Here is a 17,177-nt window from a genome sequence, read left to right as displayed (position 1 = left end):
ATGGATGAAAAACTAAAAAACCTACTAAACGATTACTATAGTTCATATGGAAGAGCTAGGCTTGATGGGCCGCCAGAATTTTTAATTTCAGAAATAAATTCTAGTAATAGAGCTGATGTGTTTGACTTTGTAATTGGTAGAGAAACTGTTTCTATAAGTAGAGAGACTGTTTCATTTCTTTTTTTAATTGATGATATTATGGCTTTAAAAAAGCTCGGAGAAAAAAAACTATTTGAATCAATGAGTGACGAAGCTAAAGTTGAATTCCACATGCAAAAATACAAGCTGGATGGTGAGCTTGATTTTTGTGTTACCGGACTAATTGCAGCCTTTTCAAGCTCAATTACAGATGCCAGAAATTTAGCCATAAATTATTTTCCAGTGAAAGATGTCAAGTCAACTTGGCTAGAACAGTTGATAACTCTGGTTAATGAAGAGAGTGATAAAACCACCTTCATCCAGGGTGTCCAGAAAGTATTGTCTATCATGGGTTTTGAGTTTGGGGATGAAGAATATAAGAAACACTACATAGTTCTAAGAAGTGGTGATATAAACAAGAAACATTATCTTTTAGAACTGATGAAATCTATTGGTTACAGTTCATCTAGCTAGCGTGTAAGATTAACAGGCATGATAGCTTAAAATAATTTTTAGAGGGGGTATAAGTACAGGAATGAAATAAGAATATACTTCAAGCCACCTGCTGATACTTCTGAAGATATACTTAACCTAATGAAAACCTCTTTGATAGGTTTAAAGTCTTGAGCGATTATAGATTTTAAAAGGCTTTGAAAATACAACCATAGATGGGTCTTCAATTTGAACTTTAAGCTATTGAAAGAACAAACCACTAAAGCTTTGCTAAAAGTTAAATCTCTTTATGTGAAGCACCCAGATTCCACGGCTCTTCTTAGTATTATAAATCAACTTGAATTTATAGAGCAAAAGTCAAAGAACGGTTTAAACCCAAAAGAAGAATTACCACCAGGAACGCTATTCACATTTGGAATTACTTCTTCTAGAGAACTCGCCAGCCCTGAAGAATTAAAAGTAAAAAAGCTCATTGATAGAGTGTCAGAGCTATTGGATGACTAATCTGGTTATGAGTATTAACACCTGATTGTTCAGCTGCGTTGTGAAGACCCAAAAGATTAAAAATCTACTTATATAAAATATAGAGCTGAAATAAACAATTGCTTTCCCTGTGGGATGCATGGGGAAGGCAAGATAAATTTGATTGAGTTATACCCTACAACGGCAACCCTTACCAAGTCAATATATGAACAATATTACCCAACTAAAAACCTTCGCCTTACCATGATTCGTGTAATTTTCACCCTGCATTAATCATTATAGGGAAATCCAATTAAGCCTGTTTCAATTTAGAGTAATTTGAGGGTGTCAATTATTAAAAATTTGGATAAAACTCATGAGTGAACTTAGTGTGAAACAAATGGATGAAATAATATCTTCATTGGCCGAATCCAATTCAAATGATAGCAAACCAGAGCTATATTCTTTAATCAAGACTAGTGAGATTTTCTCCGTTGTCGAAGAATCTGGCAATAAGATATCTTTACAAACAGCCGATATTGATGGAAATAAGATGGTTGTATTCCACACCAGTCGGAGTGGGGCTGCAGCAGGAAAAAGGGTCGCTGGAATGAGAGGGGAAAAAGCACTTGAAATGATAATAAATTCAGGTAATGCAGATGGGTTCTTACTTCAATCAAGTAAAGATGATTCATGGGTTGCAATCTCTAATAGTAAAATCAAAGAGATCTTAGGATAGCGATGGGCGGGTAGATTTTTTATTTATCTATAATCATTCCAAATGAATCAATTGCTTTGCGATAAAACCAATTAGCTTTCAGTGCACTTAGGGCATAAAACACAGTCAATTTATATTTAGGCATGGAAAACCTCAGCTTTAGATTTACATCAATCCAATATTGATTACTTTCAAATTTAAATGTTTGTTAGTTGCAATATTTATTTATCATAATTACATACGGTACAACTCGGCTTTCAGCTTTAGTGTTCAAAGCGAACTCCTTATCAAATTGCCAGCCGGGCGTCTGATGACTGATAACCCAACTTCCAATCTGGGCTAAATTCCCTCCAAAGTTGAGTGATGTAACCATTGAGGGCATTGAAAATATTGATAGTTAAAAGGATAAAACGTTGCTTGACGTAATAGGAGAGTTGGCTAGTTCGGTACATTGGGTTTACCGAGGCTGGCTATGGCTGTGCTCTGCACAATACCGCACAGTTGTTCGCGAGGAATACGCGCGCATGTCAATCTTCGGCAGTGTCTTTGACCTGCTTTTCAGCACTTTGTTTTTTATTGCTGAACTAGCGGCGCTTATCTACGTGTTTGCGCTCTAGGAGATCACCGACACTTTGCCCCAAATCGGCGCTTTAAAAACTAAGTATTCGGTCATATGCTGCTAGTCAACAACGTTAATCAGTGTGTTATCCAATGCAACCAAAGCAGATCGTCGAACAGTGGGTTCTCGCCTTCAATGAGGGGGATGCTGACAAGCTCGCTGATTTCTACGCCCCAAACGCCGTCAACCATCAAGTGGCAAACGAGCCCGTCATAGGAAAAACAGCCATTCACGCTATGTTTACTGCTGAGTTTGCCAATGCAGAGATGACCTGCATTATTGAGCAGATTTTACAGGACGGTGATTGGGCCATTCTGGAGTGGAAGGACCCTGTTGGTTTACGAGGTTGCGGTTTCTTTCAAATCAAAGATGGTTTAATCGTTTTTCAGCGAGGCTACTGGGACAAGTTAAGCTTTCTGCGCGCCCATGACTTGCCTATACCTCAGTAATCCGAGAATTTAGCGGGAGTCGGCTTCGCCACATTCCTCTCAGAGATTGAAGATGACCAATATCGTATACATAGCTCAAAGCCTAGATGGTTATATTGCAGGCCCTAATGGCGAGCTGGACTGGCTGGAGCAAATTGATAACCCTACCCATGATGATTTCGGATTTACCGAGTTCATGTCTCAGGTAGATGCCCTGATTATGGGCCGAAACACCTATGAAAAAGTTTTGAGCTTTGGTCAGTGGCCTTACGATAAACCTGTGTATGTCGCTTCCAGTCAACTAACGGAGATACCCGAGACACTGAATGGCAAGGCTTTTATCGTTAATGGTAGCCCTCACCAGATGCTCTCAAAGCTCAAAGCCGAAGGTCATTCGGCTTTTTACATTGATGGTGGCGCACTGATTCAAAGCTTTATCCGCGAGGATCTAATCGATGAGCTTATTATCACCACCGTACCTGTCATCCTGGGTGAGGGTATTCGTTTGTTTGGCCATAGCGAAAAATCGGTACGATTAAAGCTAACGTCCTCAGGAGTATTGCTAAATCAACTGGTTAAAACCCACTACGTTGTCGAGCGTTAAGCCAATGACATCAATAGAAAATCAGATGGACTTCGAATCGCTGTCAGAACAGGAAATCTGGGATATCGCTAATCCCATTATGGATAACCTGATGCAAGGCTCGACTGAGATTAATCACGACAAACATGTGCGTGATTTCACCGACCGAGCCAAGGCGATTGTGACGCCAGAACATCTGCAGAAGGTGTGTACTCGCTATCAGCGGGAGAAAGGCCAGTGGCTGCATCGAGAGCCCGTGGCCGTATTCAGGCGTCCGGATTCTGCGGCTGTGATATGGAAACAGTATTGCTCAAAAGCTGAAGGGGAGTTTGTCGCTGAAATTGTGCTGGTTTTTAAGGAAGGACGCTACCTTGTGGACCATGCGATGGTTTTTTAAGCTTTGGGAAGAAACACTGCCATGTGGACAGTTTACACAGCCAAGACACTCTATCGAACAGTTGCCAATGGTGACCCAATTGCAATCGACGAGCACTATCGAAGCGATCTGGTCCTGATTGAAGAGAGAGTTGTCTCAATAAAAGCGCGTTCATTTGATGACGCAATCAAATGGGGTGAAGCGGAGGCTGAAAAATACGCCAAGGAAACATCCTTCGTTAATCCATATGGCCAGGATGTAACTCAAGAATACTTGGGATTCATTGACGTGTTTGAGCCTTTCGAAAACCTACCAGCTGGGATAGAAGTTTTTTCTTCTACCTATTTAGCCCCACAAACCCTTTCTCCATCGCAACTAATCGAGCATCAAGCTGGATGCCTGTTTGAGAATGAAAGAGAGTTGAGACTGAAGTTCTGTAATCAGGAATTTAGTGGTGTGATTACTTAATCTGTTTACTAGCACCACCCACTGACACTTTTTTCACCCTAACGGCCTCATGCTTTATTCAGAAAAGTGTTGGAATGTGGTTCGCAGTAAATGGAAAGCTCTTATAGAAAAGTTGGGCAGTTTGCGCTGGTTGGCGGGTTTGGCTTTTTTGTCGATAGCCTGGTGATGGTATGCCTGCATAGTCTGCTGCCCTTGCCCGTTGCCAGGGCCTTAGCGTTCTGGTCCGCGGCGAGTTCTAACTGGGTGTTAAACAGGCGTTGGACCTTTAGCTACACGGCAGGCGAAGATGACACCGCAGACAAGCCCAAAGCAGATCAGTATCAGCAGTTTCTGCTTTCCTCTTGCGTCGCGTTTTTACCCAACTGGGGTATCAGCCTGTTGATGTTCTCCTTTCCCCAACCCAGTCAGCTCTGTTCCTTGCTACCTGAATACTTTGTCCCCTTCACCGAAAGCCTTTGGTTATGTCTGGCGATGATCCCAGGCGTGTTGGCTGGGATGCTGGTCAACTATCAACTGGCTGATCGCTGGGTGTTTGCTCGTGCTTAAACACCACTTCGGCAACACACCCCTGCCGAGACTGATCTTTCAAGTTAAAAGCCCAATGGTACTTTCGGCAGATATCTCGCACGATCACCAAACCCAAGCCATATCCCTCAATGCCTCTGGGGTCTGCAGATAGGCCTGCGCCGGTATCCTTTACTCGCATGACTTCACTGTCTAGCTCAACGTCAACACTACCTTGTTCGGTATACGCAAAGGCGTTTTTTATCAAATTGCCCAACAGGATTTTAAAACTGACTTCTGGTATCGCCAGCTGTGTGCCTGCTGCCACGTGAACTCGCCAGCTCACATTTCGCCCTTGCAGCAAGTGTTCGTGATCGATGCAGATATCTATGATTTCCTGCTCTGAGATCTCTCTTGCCAGCGCTTGGTCTGCATCCTTCTCATCTCGCGTAAGCGACAATAAGGTGGTGACAATGTCATTCATTTCAGTGCAAGCCACTTCAATCCGTTGGCGCTGCTTATCGACAAAGGCAGGATCTGCGGACTGCTTAAGCAATGAGCTGGCACCTCTTATTACCATCAAGGGTGACCTAAGCTCATGGCTGGCGTAACGATTAAATGAGCGCTCCCTATCTAGCAATGTTTCTATTTGCTGCTGATACTGATTAAAGCTACCCACCAGCAACTCCACTTCTGTGGTATTGGTGCCGACATCGGGCAGTTCAAGCGGTGAAAAATCTTCTGGCTTTCTAATCCGTAGCTTTTCAGCCAACATGGAGAGCGGACGACTTAAGTGAGTAGAGATACGTAGGACCACCATCAAACTTACTACCAACAGCATTAACGACATGGCTAGCTGTTTGGTCTGATTCAGCAATACCTCGTCTTCAGCCTGCTCATAGCTCATATCCATATTGAGCAAAAATATCTCTTGTCCTGGCTTGGGGCCTGACTGAAACAGCAAGAAATATTGGTACTCCGGCTGGTCACCCGTGAGATCTGGAAATTCAACCGGTATCAGTTCCTGCTCAATAACGGACCCAGCCTCAAAGTCGTCGGGAAGAGTCACGTATTGAGGTAAAGAATCGCGCCCAACATAGGCGGTAATAGATGGCGATAAAACCAAGCGACCAGCATCCAACTGTTCAATTTCGATTCTATTGCTTTCATACGCCGCGTTGAGCCGATTACGGGCATACAGAGATTCAATGTCGTCCAGGGTCAAATCAAAGATGGCAATGTGCGCCCCAATAATCGCAAAGGCAACAATGGAGAAATAGATAAAGGTCAGGCGCCGGGAGGTCATCGTCATAAGGGTGACTCCCTGACTAATCGATACCCAACTTTTGGCACATTCTCGATATAGGCGTGAGGAAATGGCTTGTCGACAATATTCCGCAACTGATAGATGTGTGAGCGTAGAGAGTCGGAATCGGGTTCATCATCTTTCCAAACTGTCTCAAGAATCTCTGACTTGGAGACAACATCTGGCGCGCGGGTCATCAGCAATTTAAGGATGGCAAACAGGGTAGGATTCAACGGCATGCGATAACTGCGTCGACTGACCTCTCGGGACATCAGATCCAGTTCTAGCTCTCCAAAGGAGAGTTTCTTAGCCGCCGCCAGTCCCTGCCGGCGGCGATGCAGTGCCATCACCCTGGCTTCTAGGATCTCAAGATCGAACGGTTTCACTAAGTAGTCATCCGCCCCTTGTCCAAATCCTTTGAGTATGTCCTCTCGAGTATCACGTGCGGTCAGCATCAACACGGGTGTATCTATGCCTTGCTCTCGCAGTTTTTGGCAAACGGTCAGGCCGTCCATTCTCGGCAGCATAATATCGAGAATGATCAGGTCATAAACGTTTTCAGCCGCTAACGCCAAGCCAAACTGGCCATTGGCAGCATGATCAAGGGTGAATCCCTTCAGCTCGAAATAATCAAAGATGATCCCGGCGATATCCTGATGGTCTTCAACCAATAGTATGTTCATATGTAGCTTCTACCTTGCTCGCCAAATTCGCCGTCAGCGATCGCATGTTTCTATCTTCATGATGACACAGCTACTTGTGAAAAAGTTGTTGATGACCCTTTTTTCACATTGCCATCTGTAGCTTAGCGACCAACTTAAAAAAACCTGTGAGGAATCTCATGTCATCCGTCGCCATGCTGTTAGAGCCACGTGAAAAGACACGCCCATTGGTTGATGAAACGCCCCTGATTTCAGTGGTGATTCCGATATTCAACGAACAAGCCAGTATCGCTACCTGCCACCTGCGAGTTTGCAGTGCGCTCGACCAACTGGAGCAGCATTGTGAAATCGTCTATGTCGACGACGGTAGCAGTGACGCAAGCTGGGCACTGTTACAGCAACTCACCAGCCTAAGACACCAGACTGTACGGTTAAAACTAAGTCGTAACTTTGGCAAAGAAGCCGCGATGTCTGCCGGGATAAAGCAAACCAAAGGCAAAGGCGTGATCATTCTTGATGCGGACCTGCAGGACCCACCGGAGCTTATCCCTGAGATGGTTGAAGCCTGGCAAACCGGCGTAGATGTAGTGGAGATGCAGCGCCGTAAACGTGCCGGTGAAACCTGGCTGAAACGCAGTACTGCGGCCGCGTTTTACAAAATCATGGGACGCCTGTCAGAGATGCCTGTGCCGGAGAATGTCGGGGACTTTCGTTTGCTGGACCGGCGTGTCGTTGATCAGATTAACCAATTGCCAGAGCGCACCCGCTATATGAAAGGGCTATTTGCATGGCCTGGGTTTAATCGCACTACGCTCAAATACGACAGGGACCCTCGCCTGGCTGGTGAAACCAAATGGAATTACACCAAACTGATTGACCTGGCGATTGAGGGGATCACCTCCTTCAGTACCCGCCCGCTGCGGCTAGCAACCTTTGCAGGATTGATTTCACTGACCACGGCACTGGTGTCGGCCCTGTTTCTTGCATATCAAGGCGCGACTACTGGCCTGAGTGGCCTATCTGGCCACCTGAACCTCACCATCGTCTTGCTTCTCGGCGGGATCCAACTGTTGGCCGTTGGATTGCTTGGCGAGTATGTCGGACGACTATTTATCGAAGCCAAGCAGCGACCGCTTTACATAGTGATGGAAGAGACCACCAGCGCTGCCGTTAACGAAAATCAGGAAGTACATTAATGCTGGCTGCTTTTAAACGACTCTCACTCATCGGGCGATTTGCCTGTGCCCTCTGCCTTAGTACCTTGCTAGTTCGTTTGATAAGCCTCGGCCTGTATCCGCTGATGGATACGACGGAAGCGCGTTACGGCGAAATGGCTCGGATCATGGTGGAAACAGGAAACTGGGTCACGCCCATGTTTGATTACGGCATCCCATTCTGGGGTAAACCACCCATGTTTACCTGGCTTAGCGCAGCAGGCTTTTCTTTACTGGGTATCAACGAGTTTGCCGCCCGTCTCCCCCACCTTCTGGTTGGCTTTGGCGTGCTGTTATTAGTGTGGAAAACAGCTCGCCTTGCCAGACAAAATAGCAGTGACGCATGGTTGGCCGCAGCCATTCTGGCATCGACCACCGCGTTCAGTTTAATCAGTGGCGCTGTGATGACAGATACCGCCCTCACGCTGGGCATTACCTTGGCGATGGTCAGCTTCTGGCGTGCCTGGCAGCAGCAAGGCAGACATTGGGGATACCTGTTTTTTGTCGGGCTGGCCATTGGCCTGATGAGCAAAGGGCCGTTAACACTGGTATTAGTTGGGATCTCGCTGTTTTTGTGGCTGGTGCCCGAAGGGCGTTGGCGCCACTTCACGGCCAGGCTTCCGCTACTAACAGGCCCAGTCCTGATGCTGGCATTGACCCTGCCCTGGTATATGATTGCAGAACAAGCAACGCCGGGATTTCTTAACTACTTCCTGGTTGGTGAGCACTTCAAGCGATTTGTGGTCAGTGGCTGGCAAGGAGATTTGTACGGGACCGCGCATAAAGAAGTGCGCGGCATGATCTGGTTACTTTGGCTGATCACCGCCCTGCCATGGACACCAATACTGCTAACCCAATTTGCCAAGATAATCCGCGTCAGGGAGCGTCACCAGACAACCAAAACAAAAGGCCTAATAGGTTATGCGGGATTTTTGTGGAGCTGGATGTTGGCCCCACTCATTCTATTTACCTTTTCGGGCAATATTCTCTACAGCTACATCATGCCGGGCCTACCTGCGATGGCGTTGCTGATCGTCCATTACCAGTCCCGTCTTTGCTGGTCTCCCAAAGTGTTTTTGGTAGGTTGCCTAACGCCAGCTTTGCTGCTGGCTGCGTCGGTCGCGCTGTTAACAGAAGCTATACCGCCAAACTCTCAGAAGCCATTGCTGCAGGCTGCACTGCAGACACAACCAGAGATTGCGAATACGCCACTGTACTATCTCAAAGAACGGCCATTTTCAGGGCAATTCTATTCTCAGGGTAAAGCCAAACTGTTGGCAGCGAATCACCATCAACCGCCCTATTACCTCGTCGTTAAAGGATCGATAAATAGCGCCAATAGCCCGGATGCATCCCACTGTGAGCAGCGGCACACCTGGCACAAACACAGACTTTATTACTGCTATTAGGAAATTAGTGCCACTCCCTTTTGCGCCGGATAAAAACTGTTGTCCGGCGCCCTTTTCTATCATTAGCCTTCTGTATTTCGGAGCCATATGGGTTCGAAGCCGTATCAGTCATATTCACAAAAATTTGGAACGACCCAAGAGTATAGATCCCCGCCGGAGCAGGAGAGTAAGGCCCTCTTTGGTAACTGGTTCGAAGTGGGAAACGAAACGGGTGAAGAGCTCAGGCTCCTCCTAAAAACCTCTGACCGTAATACCTATATCTCTATCGACTCCCCATTAACTTAGGGAAGCTGATAGCCCTCTTGCGTAGGCGGCTATCACGCCGTAGGGCGTGACAGCACACAACATAGCCTGTGTGGAACTACCCTCCCGCCAGCCTCTCAACGAAATAGCTTTCCTGCGGTAGCCCCGCTGCGCGCCAGAAAACACAGCAGAAAAAATATGTGGCCCGCTTATTCCCGTGCTGGACTTGGTTTTGTAAAATCACGCCAAACTACATGGAGACAACTTCGATGCCGATTTACTGCGTAGGTCACAAGATCCCCGACTCAGACTCAATCTGTGGTGCTATTGCCCTTGCTTACCTGAAAAACCAGATTGGTGAGGAGGCCGTTGCCTCTCGTTTGGGTGAGCTGTCGCCAGAGACTGCTTTCATCCTAGGCAAATTTGGCCTTGAAGCCCCTGAGCTGAAACTGAGCTATGCCGGCGAGCAGGTGTACATCGTGGATCACTCTGAAGTGACCCAGGCCCCGGACGATATCGCCGAAGCGACTATCGTGGGCATCGTTGACCACCATAAGCTGGGCGACCTGACTACCTCGACACCACTGGAGTGCTGGATCCGTCCAGTTGGCTGCTCAAACACCGTGATTAAGATGATGTATGACTTCTACGGTGTGGACATTCCTAAGAACATCGCTGGCATCATGCTGTGCGCGATCCTCAGCGACACCGTGCTGTTTAAGTCACCGACTTGCACTACTGCTGATATCCGCTGCGTCGAAGCTCTGGCTGAAATCGCCGGCATTGAAGACTTCAAGGCACTGGGCATGGAGATGTTCAAGGTTAAATCTGCCGTCGAAGGCACCCCTGCCCGTGAACTGGTGCTGCGTGATTTTAAAGACTTCGACATGAACGGCAATCTGGTTGGTATCGGTCAGCTGGAAGTGATTGATATTTCAGTATTGGATGCGGCAAAAGCCGATCTGGTGGAAGATATCGCCAAGCTGAAAGCCGAAGGTAACCGCCACTCGGTCCTGCTGCTGCTGACTGACATCATGAAAGAGGGCTCTGAGCTTCTAGTAGTCAGCGATGACACTTCCGTTGTTGAGCGTGCCTACGCCAAGGACTTGGTCGATGGCAAAGTGTGGCTGGACGGCGTCTTAAGCCGTAAGAAGCAGGTGGTACCACCACTGCAGGAAGCCTTCGCGTAAGCCGCTGCGCCTGGGACCCGTACAGAAAGGTGGAAATTACTTTCGACGGCATCCCGGGCGTGATTCTCAAAGCCAAAGTAACGAACGGCGGGTGATCGCTCACCGCCGCCATTACAACTGTCGCCTCACCCCGGTTTCTGCTATTTACCTCCTGCATTTTTGTGCCAAATGGGTTAGCCTGCGAACCTTTGATATCAACGGATAGCGGCGGTTTTTTCATCATTGCGCCCGCCCACCCGAAAGGTCACTTTTTTCATGCTGAACATAAACCGGACTATCGCCGACGAACTGGCGGTAAAAGAGGCCCAAATTACTGCGGCCGTGAACTTGCTGGACGAAGGCTCTACCGTTCCCTTTATTGCCCGTTACCGTAAAGAGGTCACCGGTGGCCTGGATGACACCCAGTTACGCCACTTGGAACAGCGCTTAGGCTATCTGCGCGAGTTAGAGCAGCGCCGCGAAACTATCCTAGGTTCCATCCGAGAGCAGGACAAACTGACACCTGCACTCGAAGCAGATATAAACGCAGCGGATACCAAAACCCGTCTCGAAGAGCTGTACCTGCCTTACAAACCCAAACGGCGCACCAAGGGCCAAATCGCTATTGAAGCCGGTTTAGAGCCCTTGGCTGACCAGCTACTGAGTGACCCTACGCTAGAACCAGAAAGTACGGCAGAGAGTTTTGTTGATGCCGACAAAGGCATTGCCGACACCAAAGCGGCACTTGATGGTGCACGCTATATCCTGATGGAACGATTTGCCGAAGACGCAGCGCTACTGCAACAGATCCGCGAGTACCTCTGGCACAATGCTCAATTGAGCAGCCAAGTTGTAGCAGGTCAGGAACAGGCTGGCGCTAAGTTCTCCGACTACTTTGAACACAGCGAAGCATTGAAAAGGGTTCCTTCCCACCGTGCATTGGCAATGTTCCGGGGTCGCAATGAAGGCGTACTGCAGTTATCTCTGGATGCCGACCCCGGCCAGGAAGCGCCAAGCTCAAGTCACTGCGAGTCAATTATCGCCAGCCATCTGAATCTGCATTTTAGTGGTCGTGCGGCAGACCGCTGGCTACAGCAGGTGGTGCAGTGGACCTGGAAAATCAAAATTAACCTCTACATGGAAACCGAACTGCTTAACAAGGTACGGGAAACCGCCGAAGAGGAAGCGATTAAGGTTTTTGCCAACAACCTGAAAGACGTTCTGATGGCTGCACCTGCAGGTCGCAAAGTCACGTTGGGATTAGATCCGGGCCTGCGCACCGGTACCAAAGTCGCCGTTGTCGGCAGTACCGGTCAATTGCTGGATACCGCAACAATCTATCCACACGCGCCTCAAAATCAGTGGCAGAAATCGCTGCAGATATTGGCTGCCTTGTGTGTGAAGCACCAAGTCGAGCTGATCGCCATCGGTAACGGCACTGCCTCCCGTGAAACAGACAAACTGGCGGGCGAGCTGCTCAAGTTAGCCAAAGACAGTAAGTTGCAGAAGGTGATGGTCAGCGAAGCCGGGGCTTCGGTTTACTCAGCATCCGAGTTCGCGGCCCGGGAGTTTCCAGATCTGGACGTATCGATCCGTGGTGCTGTATCTATTGCCCGTCGTTTGCAGGATCCACTGGCAGAGCTGGTAAAAATTGAACCCAAGTCTATCGGTGTCGGCCAGTATCAACATGATGTGACCCAAAGCATGTTGGCCAAAGGCCTGGATGCTGTGGTCGAAGACTGCGTAAACGCAGTCGGCGTTGACGTAAATACGGCATCGGCCCCCCTGCTGACCCGCGTATCCGGTCTAAACACTACGCTGGCAACCAACATCGTGGCATTCCGTGATAGCGAAGGGGGCATCAAGAACCGTAAACAACTGCTGAAGGTGCCCCGTTTAGGGCCAAAAGCCTTCGAACAGTGTGCCGGCTTCCTGCGCATCAATGATGGCGATAACCCACTGGACGCAAGCTCTGTTCACCCAGAGGCTTACCCTCTGGTTGAAAAGATCCTGACGCAAGCCGCCGCCCCCATCACCAGTGTCATGGGTGATACTGGCAAATTGCGCAAACTGAACCCGGAATTGCTCACCGACGACAGCTTTGGTCTGCCCACGGTCAAAGATGTGTTGAGGGAGCTGGAAAAGCCGGGTCGCGACCCCCGCCCTGCTTTTGAAACAGCGGCATTCCAGGAAGGTGTCGAGACCATGGCTGACCTGGTGCCGGGCATGATCCTTGAGGGCGTAGTTACCAACGTCGCTAACTTTGGTGCCTTTGTCGATATCGGCGTACATCAGGATGGCCTGGTACATATCTCCCACCTTTCAGACCAGTTTGTTTCTGATCCCCGCGACGTCGTCAAAGCGGGTCAGGTGGTCAAAGTGAAGGTATTGGAAGTGGATCTGCCTCGGAAGCGGATCAGCCTGTCATGCCGGATGGAAGCGGAAGTGATCCAAGGTGGTGGTGACAGTCGCGGAGCGGCTAAGCCCGCCCGCAACCAAACACGCGCTAGCCATAGCGGAAATCAACGTGGAGGAAGCCAAGGCGGTCGAAATCAGGGAGCTGGAAATCGTGGTGGCAATGCCGCGCCGATAAACAGCGCCTTTGCCGATGCCTTTGCCAATGCGAAAAAACGTTAGTAGCAAGATACGTAAACAGTCATGACGAAGCCATTCAGCATGACTGTTTCGATCTACTCATACAGCTGTAAGACCCTGCTCAATAAAACCAGCACTGGAGGATAGTGATTCTCCTCCAGTGTTGGTTCTCATCGTGAGTCATCCAGTTTTGAATAACGTTATCGTTAATGGACGCTCACATGCAAAGATGGGTTTGGCATGTCCCTACCCAGGTTCGTGCTCAAACGTACGCCCCTGTGTGTAGCGCTCCTGCTGATGTTCTGAGTCCCTATGAACGCTCTGCTCTTGATACCGTTTTCTGAGATTATTCAGGTGTGCCACCACAAAGAGTTTAACGATCAGAAAACTAACAACAGACAAGATCAACACGATTGGCAAGAGCAAGATACCGACCGCCAACAGGACCAGCCTGGATAGTGAGGCAACTAAGCCTTGGCGCTTGACCTTGTTAAACGGTGTAAAGACGTTTCTTGGGCTAAACAACATATGCACTCCGAGTTTTCAGCATTAGCCTACATACCGCAATATGACGGCATTTCATACGACGGTCAGAAGACAAATTAGTTCCTTTTGGGGCAACGGAACCAGGCATCTGTTTGATTAAAAAAGCCTGCTGAAAAGCAGGCTTTTTGGTTTGAACCGGAGTGTAAATCTATATCAGGCGGTGCCGAGTAGCTCAGGGGTATTCAATGAATTGACCTGGCGTTGATAGAAGTCCTGAATACGATTGGCACGTTCCTGTATCTCTGCCGCTATCTCAAGGCTGCGTGAGCCACCGGGCGCGAAGTTACTTAGCTGCGGGCCATCTATCTCCTGCCCGGAAGGCTGTCGGAAAAAACGCACCGCAATGCGAGAGAGGGGTTCGGCAAAGCCGGGACCCTCGGCATTTTCTTCATCAGCAAACTGCTGCTGATACTGCTCGTTGGTTTCTAACGCGATCTCATTTCGAAGTTGCGCAATTCTGGCTTGCGCTTCTGCTGCTACCTGTCGATCTTGGGACGATGGCTCAGCAGGGGCTAATGCCGCTGCATAAACGGTTTCTAGTTTCTGCAGCGTTGCCTCGGGATCGCCTTTTACCTCGGATGTATCAATCTGTACTTCGCCGGCAATGGCATAACTGACACCGTCAGGCCCGCGCTCAACAGTATAAGTGGGGGCGGAGGCGTATTGCCCGCCAACTAAAGCGTGGGCTTGTTCGTGATTGCGAACCTCAAGATCACGTGCTTTCAGCTCGCGGATCAGTTCACCTTCTGCGGCTTCAATGGCCGCTTGCAACTGTTGCTGTTCCGCCTGCTGGCGTTGTTCGCGCTCTTGATCCTGACTCTGCTCGCCCTGGCCTTGTTGCTGCTGACCGTTCTCGCCTTCTCGCTCGGTGATATCGGGGCGGGCAAAACGCGCTTCCTGCAGATCATACTGCTGGGACAGGTTCAGGGGATTAGCTACATGACGGGTCTGATCTTTTTCAGACCCCAAAGGCGTTTCGCGGTTGTAAGGACTAAGTTCGCGGGTCTGCGTGACCATTTCACGCATTTGATTGTCACGACGAACCGAATCCGTCGGCGGATTGGACGGATTGAGATTGATGGTAGGCATACTAGGCATGACAATGTTCATACGCGGCCCCCTTTCTCTCCCGGTCTTAGCTCGTACCTGCTATCGAGCGTGACTATCAATTAAAAGAATTCAGTTAAACAAATTCAATTAAACGAATCTAATTGAACAACCGCCTGAGTCGCACTGCTGACTCAGGCGCTGGTATCTAACAGTGTTCCTATGACCTCATCAGCCGTTTGGATCACTTGCGCGCTGGCTTTGGCGTTAAATTCCTGCACTCGCAGGTTGACCAGCTCTTCACTGAGATTAATGGCTTCTTCGGTCTGCAGTGCTGGCTCTTCCACAACTTCAGGCTCTACAACCGACGTCGCTATGTTATTGGCGCTCTCTGCCACCGATTGCTCGGCACGACGCACACCTTCAATGCCCGAGTTAATCGCGCTGGGTATTTCCATCACTCACCTCCAGACATACGCACACTTATGGCTAATTATTAATCATTTTTGATTAAATTTAAAGCAATCAAGCGCTTCCTAATAGATCCAGAAGTTCTGAAACGAATTCCTCCGGATGACTGATAAAGGGCGCATGAGATGCCTTGTTAAAACAGACATCACGACCCGCTTTCAGTTCCGCAACCAGCGACTGAGCCGCAGCAGGTACCAAAGCATCCAGTCTTCCATACAGCCGGGAGACGGGCATTTGAAGCTCTGCCAATTGGTGCCGCAAATCTTCCGTTTCTAGCAGTTTCAGGCCTGCAGCCAGCGCTTCCGGATGAGGTTCCGGCCGCTTTGCCAGTTGCAGTTTTAATGCTTTGACGTCTTCTCGGGGATTAGGACTACCCATGGCCTGGATCGCCAAAAAACGCTCAAGGGTGCGCATCAGATTTGCGCCCAACTGGGATTGAAATTGAGACAGCACTTCCGGCTTGATCCCCGGCCACTCGCCATCAGCAACAAATTTTGGCGAACTGGCGACCAGTACCAACTGCTCAACCCTCGTCGGTGCCAACAATGCCGCTTGGGTAGCGACCAAGCCTCCCAACGACCAGCCGATCCAGGCGGCTCTTTCAGGTAACTTCGCCAACACGCATTCCGCCATCGCCTTGAGGCTGTATTCGTCTAACGGGGTGCTGCCGCCAAAACCGGGAAGATCGACCATGTGCACTCGATAGTGCAGCGCCAGTGTCTCGGCGATGCCGGACCAGACCGCACCGTTTAGCCCCCAGCCATGCAGCAACACCAAGTCCGGTCCACTACCCTGCACTTCGATATGTAACGCATCTGCGCTCACGGAGGCTTGCGTTGCATGGTCGGCAGTGGTTAGCTTGTCAGTAGAAGATGGCTGCATGTTCAGTTGTCTGTCATTTGGGCAAGGAGGCCCATGGTAATGATCTTTCCGGGATTCACAATCTCAGCGTTACACCCACGTCGCTTTTTTCAACGCCCAGTGCTAACCAGTCGATGTCTGCTGTGTCATCAGAAAACGTCATCCTTGAGCCAGCTACTCTGCGATTGCTGTCGCGAGGAGTTGCCCTCGTTACCGCACGCCTGTCGGCAGTGCGGTGAACCGATGCAGGTCAGCCAACAACAGTGCGGCAAATGTCAGAACAACACCCCACACTTTGATGCCACATGGAGTAGCTACCTATATGCTCCTCCAATTCGCTCATTGATTAGCGACTTTAAGTTCCAGCGCGACCTGACTACGGGCAAAGTACTGGCAGAATTGATGGCTTACAACATTCAGTATCGCCTGACGCGAGAGCCACATATGCGTCCGGACAGGATCATCCCAATACCTTTGCATCCTAAAAAACAACGGCAACGCAGCTTCAACCAATCCCAGATACTGGCGGCGGCAATCAGCAGGCAGACTGAAATCCCACTTGTGGCCAACCTCTGTGTTCGCAAGAAGGCAACCAAAGAGCAGAGATCTCTCAGCGCAAAAGAAAGACGTGCGAATATGCGTGCCGCCTTTGCCTGCCTTCAAGACCTCGAGGGACAACGTATCGCTATGGTTGATGATGTGATGACGACGGGTGCGACATGCAACGCCCTGGCGCAGAAACTTAAATCTGCAGGGGCGAAAGAGGTCATTGTATGGTGTCTGGCGCGGGCGCCTTCACCACGAGGGTAAAAAACCAATCCGAGTAAGATTGGTTTTTACAGAGACAAATCATCTAATTATCATGGATGAGCAACGGGAGGTTCTGCCCGGTGCGAATCTACGGT

At 49.1% G+C, this 17,177-nt stretch carries 20 protein-coding genes; 15 read left to right on the top strand and 5 right to left on the bottom strand.

Features of this window, described 5'->3' with window-relative positions; translation table 11 throughout:
* From ABEA14_RS08680 to ABEA14_RS08640, 9 genes are all read left to right on the top strand, one after another.
* Entirely contained in the window at positions 1–612 is a 612-nt protein-coding gene (locus tag ABEA14_RS08680; RefSeq protein WP_345339547.1) for a hypothetical protein, read from the top strand.
* Between the two features lie 222 nt (positions 613–834).
* Positions 835–1,095: a hypothetical protein gene (locus ABEA14_RS08675; RefSeq protein ID WP_345339546.1), complete on the top strand. Its 261-nt coding sequence runs from the start codon at positions 835–837 to the stop codon at positions 1,093–1,095.
* 334 nt (positions 1,096–1,429) lie between these two features.
* Positions 1,430–1,792 (top strand): hypothetical protein, encoded by a 363-nt coding sequence (locus ABEA14_RS08670; protein WP_345339545.1) that lies wholly within the window; start codon positions 1,430–1,432, stop codon positions 1,790–1,792.
* Positions 1,793–2,184: 392 nt separating this feature from the next.
* The gene (locus ABEA14_RS08665) at positions 2,185–2,388 is read left to right on the top strand and encodes a hypothetical protein (protein WP_345339544.1); all 204 of its coding nucleotides are present in this window, start codon (positions 2,185–2,187) and stop codon (positions 2,386–2,388) included.
* 94 nt (positions 2,389–2,482) lie between these two features.
* Positions 2,483–2,839: a nuclear transport factor 2 family protein gene (locus ABEA14_RS08660; RefSeq protein ID WP_345339543.1), complete on the top strand. Its 357-nt coding sequence runs from the start codon at positions 2,483–2,485 to the stop codon at positions 2,837–2,839.
* Positions 2,840–2,891: 52 nt separating this feature from the next.
* Positions 2,892–3,422 carry a dihydrofolate reductase family protein gene (locus ABEA14_RS08655; protein ID WP_345339542.1) on the top strand — a complete coding sequence of 177 codons (531 nt, stop codon included), beginning with the start codon at positions 2,892–2,894 and terminating at the stop codon, positions 3,420–3,422.
* Between the two features lie 4 nt (positions 3,423–3,426).
* Entirely contained in the window at positions 3,427–3,798 is a 372-nt protein-coding gene (locus ABEA14_RS08650; RefSeq protein WP_345339541.1) for a hypothetical protein, read from the top strand.
* A 21-nt stretch (positions 3,799–3,819) separates the two neighbouring features.
* Positions 3,820–4,245, top strand: coding sequence for a DUF4288 domain-containing protein (locus ABEA14_RS08645; protein WP_345339540.1), 426 nt, complete (start codon positions 3,820–3,822; stop codon positions 4,243–4,245).
* A 90-nt stretch (positions 4,246–4,335) separates the two neighbouring features.
* The gene (locus ABEA14_RS08640; RefSeq protein WP_345339539.1) at positions 4,336–4,791 is read left to right on the top strand and encodes a GtrA family protein; all 456 of its coding nucleotides are present in this window, start codon (positions 4,336–4,338) and stop codon (positions 4,789–4,791) included.
* Here ABEA14_RS08640 and ABEA14_RS08635 read toward each other — a convergent pair.
* Positions 4,748–6,061, bottom strand: a complete 1,314-nt coding sequence (locus ABEA14_RS08635; RefSeq protein WP_345339538.1) for a sensor histidine kinase — start codon at positions 6,059–6,061, stop codon at positions 4,748–4,750. The genes ABEA14_RS08640 and ABEA14_RS08635 overlap by 44 nt on opposite strands.
* Positions 6,058–6,738: a response regulator transcription factor gene (locus ABEA14_RS08630; RefSeq protein WP_345339537.1), complete on the bottom strand. Its 681-nt coding sequence runs from the start codon at positions 6,736–6,738 to the stop codon at positions 6,058–6,060. The genes ABEA14_RS08635 and ABEA14_RS08630 overlap by 4 nt, the downstream gene beginning before the upstream one ends.
* A gap of 158 nt (positions 6,739–6,896) precedes the next feature.
* On the opposite strand from ABEA14_RS08630, the gene ABEA14_RS08625 reads away from it, so the two are divergent.
* From ABEA14_RS08625 to ABEA14_RS08605, 5 genes are all read left to right on the top strand, one after another.
* Positions 6,897–7,913 (top strand): glycosyltransferase family 2 protein, encoded by a 1,017-nt coding sequence (locus ABEA14_RS08625; RefSeq protein ID WP_345339535.1) that lies wholly within the window; start codon positions 6,897–6,899, stop codon positions 7,911–7,913.
* Positions 7,913–9,340, top strand: coding sequence for an ArnT family glycosyltransferase (locus ABEA14_RS08620; RefSeq protein WP_345339534.1), 1,428 nt, complete (start codon positions 7,913–7,915; stop codon positions 9,338–9,340). Before ABEA14_RS08625 ends, ABEA14_RS08620 begins: the two co-directional genes overlap by 1 nt.
* A gap of 512 nt (positions 9,341–9,852) precedes the next feature.
* The gene (locus tag ABEA14_RS08615; protein ID WP_345339533.1) at positions 9,853–10,773 is read left to right on the top strand and encodes a manganese-dependent inorganic pyrophosphatase; all 921 of its coding nucleotides are present in this window, start codon (positions 9,853–9,855) and stop codon (positions 10,771–10,773) included.
* 255 nt (positions 10,774–11,028) lie between these two features.
* A complete protein-coding gene (locus ABEA14_RS08610; RefSeq protein ID WP_345339532.1) occupies positions 11,029–13,389 on the top strand; it encodes a Tex family protein in 2,361 nt (786 codons plus the stop codon).
* Positions 13,390–13,659: 270 nt separating this feature from the next.
* Positions 13,660–13,806, top strand: coding sequence for a hypothetical protein (locus ABEA14_RS08605; protein WP_345339531.1), 147 nt, complete (start codon positions 13,660–13,662; stop codon positions 13,804–13,806).
* Between the two features lie 240 nt (positions 13,807–14,046).
* On the opposite strand, the gene ABEA14_RS08600 is transcribed toward ABEA14_RS08605, so the two are convergent.
* From ABEA14_RS08600 to bioH, 3 genes are all read right to left on the bottom strand, one after another.
* On the bottom strand, positions 14,047–15,003 hold the full coding sequence (locus tag ABEA14_RS08600; RefSeq protein WP_345339530.1) for a putative metalloprotease CJM1_0395 family protein: 957 nt from the start codon (positions 15,001–15,003) through the stop codon (positions 14,047–14,049).
* A 131-nt stretch (positions 15,004–15,134) separates the two neighbouring features.
* Positions 15,135–15,398 (bottom strand): hypothetical protein, encoded by a 264-nt coding sequence (locus tag ABEA14_RS08595; RefSeq protein ID WP_345339529.1) that lies wholly within the window; start codon positions 15,396–15,398, stop codon positions 15,135–15,137.
* A gap of 67 nt (positions 15,399–15,465) precedes the next feature.
* A complete protein-coding gene (bioH, locus tag ABEA14_RS08590; protein ID WP_345339528.1) occupies positions 15,466–16,293 on the bottom strand; it encodes a pimeloyl-ACP methyl ester esterase BioH in 828 nt (275 codons plus the stop codon).
* Positions 16,294–16,326: 33 nt separating this feature from the next.
* Here bioH and ABEA14_RS08585 point away from each other — a divergent pair, with 33 nt between their 5' ends.
* Positions 16,327–17,082 carry a ComFC family protein gene (locus ABEA14_RS08585; RefSeq protein WP_345339527.1) on the top strand — a complete coding sequence of 252 codons (756 nt, stop codon included), beginning with the start codon at positions 16,327–16,329 and terminating at the stop codon, positions 17,080–17,082.
* Positions 17,083–17,177 lie beyond the last annotated feature (95 nt).

It is taken from the genome of Corallincola platygyrae, assembly GCF_039544265.1.
Taxonomy (GTDB): domain Bacteria; phylum Pseudomonadota; class Gammaproteobacteria; order Enterobacterales; family Neiellaceae; genus Corallincola; species Corallincola platygyrae.
This window is presented reverse-complemented; position numbering and strand designations above follow the sequence as displayed.

Coding starts and splice junctions, on each gene's coding strand:
- ABEA14_RS08645 (WP_345339540.1), top strand. CDS start 3,820: ATGTGGACAGTTTACACAGCCAAGACACTCTATCGAACAGTTGCCAAT.
- ABEA14_RS08600 (WP_345339530.1), bottom strand. CDS start 15,003: ATGAACATTGTCATGCCTAGTATGCCTACCATCAATCTCAATCCGTCC.
- ABEA14_RS08635 (WP_345339538.1), bottom strand. CDS start 6,061: ATGACGATGACCTCCCGGCGCCTGACCTTTATCTATTTCTCCATTGTT.
- ABEA14_RS08680 (WP_345339547.1), top strand. CDS start 1: ATGGATGAAAAACTAAAAAACCTACTAAACGATTACTATAGTTCATAT.
- ABEA14_RS08595 (WP_345339529.1), bottom strand. CDS start 15,398: ATGGAAATACCCAGCGCGATTAACTCGGGCATTGAAGGTGTGCGTCGT.
- ABEA14_RS08605 (WP_345339531.1), top strand. CDS start 13,660: ATGAACGCTCTGCTCTTGATACCGTTTTCTGAGATTATTCAGGTGTGC.
- ABEA14_RS08630 (WP_345339537.1), bottom strand. CDS start 6,738: ATGAACATACTATTGGTTGAAGACCATCAGGATATCGCCGGGATCATC.
- ABEA14_RS08640 (WP_345339539.1), top strand. CDS start 4,336: ATGGAAAGCTCTTATAGAAAAGTTGGGCAGTTTGCGCTGGTTGGCGGG.
- ABEA14_RS08650 (WP_345339541.1), top strand. CDS start 3,427: ATGACATCAATAGAAAATCAGATGGACTTCGAATCGCTGTCAGAACAG.
- ABEA14_RS08625 (WP_345339535.1), top strand. CDS start 6,897: ATGTCATCCGTCGCCATGCTGTTAGAGCCACGTGAAAAGACACGCCCA.
- ABEA14_RS08615 (WP_345339533.1), top strand. CDS start 9,853: ATGCCGATTTACTGCGTAGGTCACAAGATCCCCGACTCAGACTCAATC.
- ABEA14_RS08610 (WP_345339532.1), top strand. CDS start 11,029: ATGCTGAACATAAACCGGACTATCGCCGACGAACTGGCGGTAAAAGAG.
- ABEA14_RS08655 (WP_345339542.1), top strand. CDS start 2,892: ATGACCAATATCGTATACATAGCTCAAAGCCTAGATGGTTATATTGCA.
- ABEA14_RS08620 (WP_345339534.1), top strand. CDS start 7,913: ATGCTGGCTGCTTTTAAACGACTCTCACTCATCGGGCGATTTGCCTGT.
- ABEA14_RS08585 (WP_345339527.1), top strand. CDS start 16,327: ATGGTAATGATCTTTCCGGGATTCACAATCTCAGCGTTACACCCACGT.
- ABEA14_RS08670 (WP_345339545.1), top strand. CDS start 1,430: ATGAGTGAACTTAGTGTGAAACAAATGGATGAAATAATATCTTCATTG.
- ABEA14_RS08660 (WP_345339543.1), top strand. CDS start 2,483: ATGCAACCAAAGCAGATCGTCGAACAGTGGGTTCTCGCCTTCAATGAG.
- bioH (WP_345339528.1), bottom strand. CDS start 16,293: ATGCAGCCATCTTCTACTGACAAGCTAACCACTGCCGACCATGCAACG.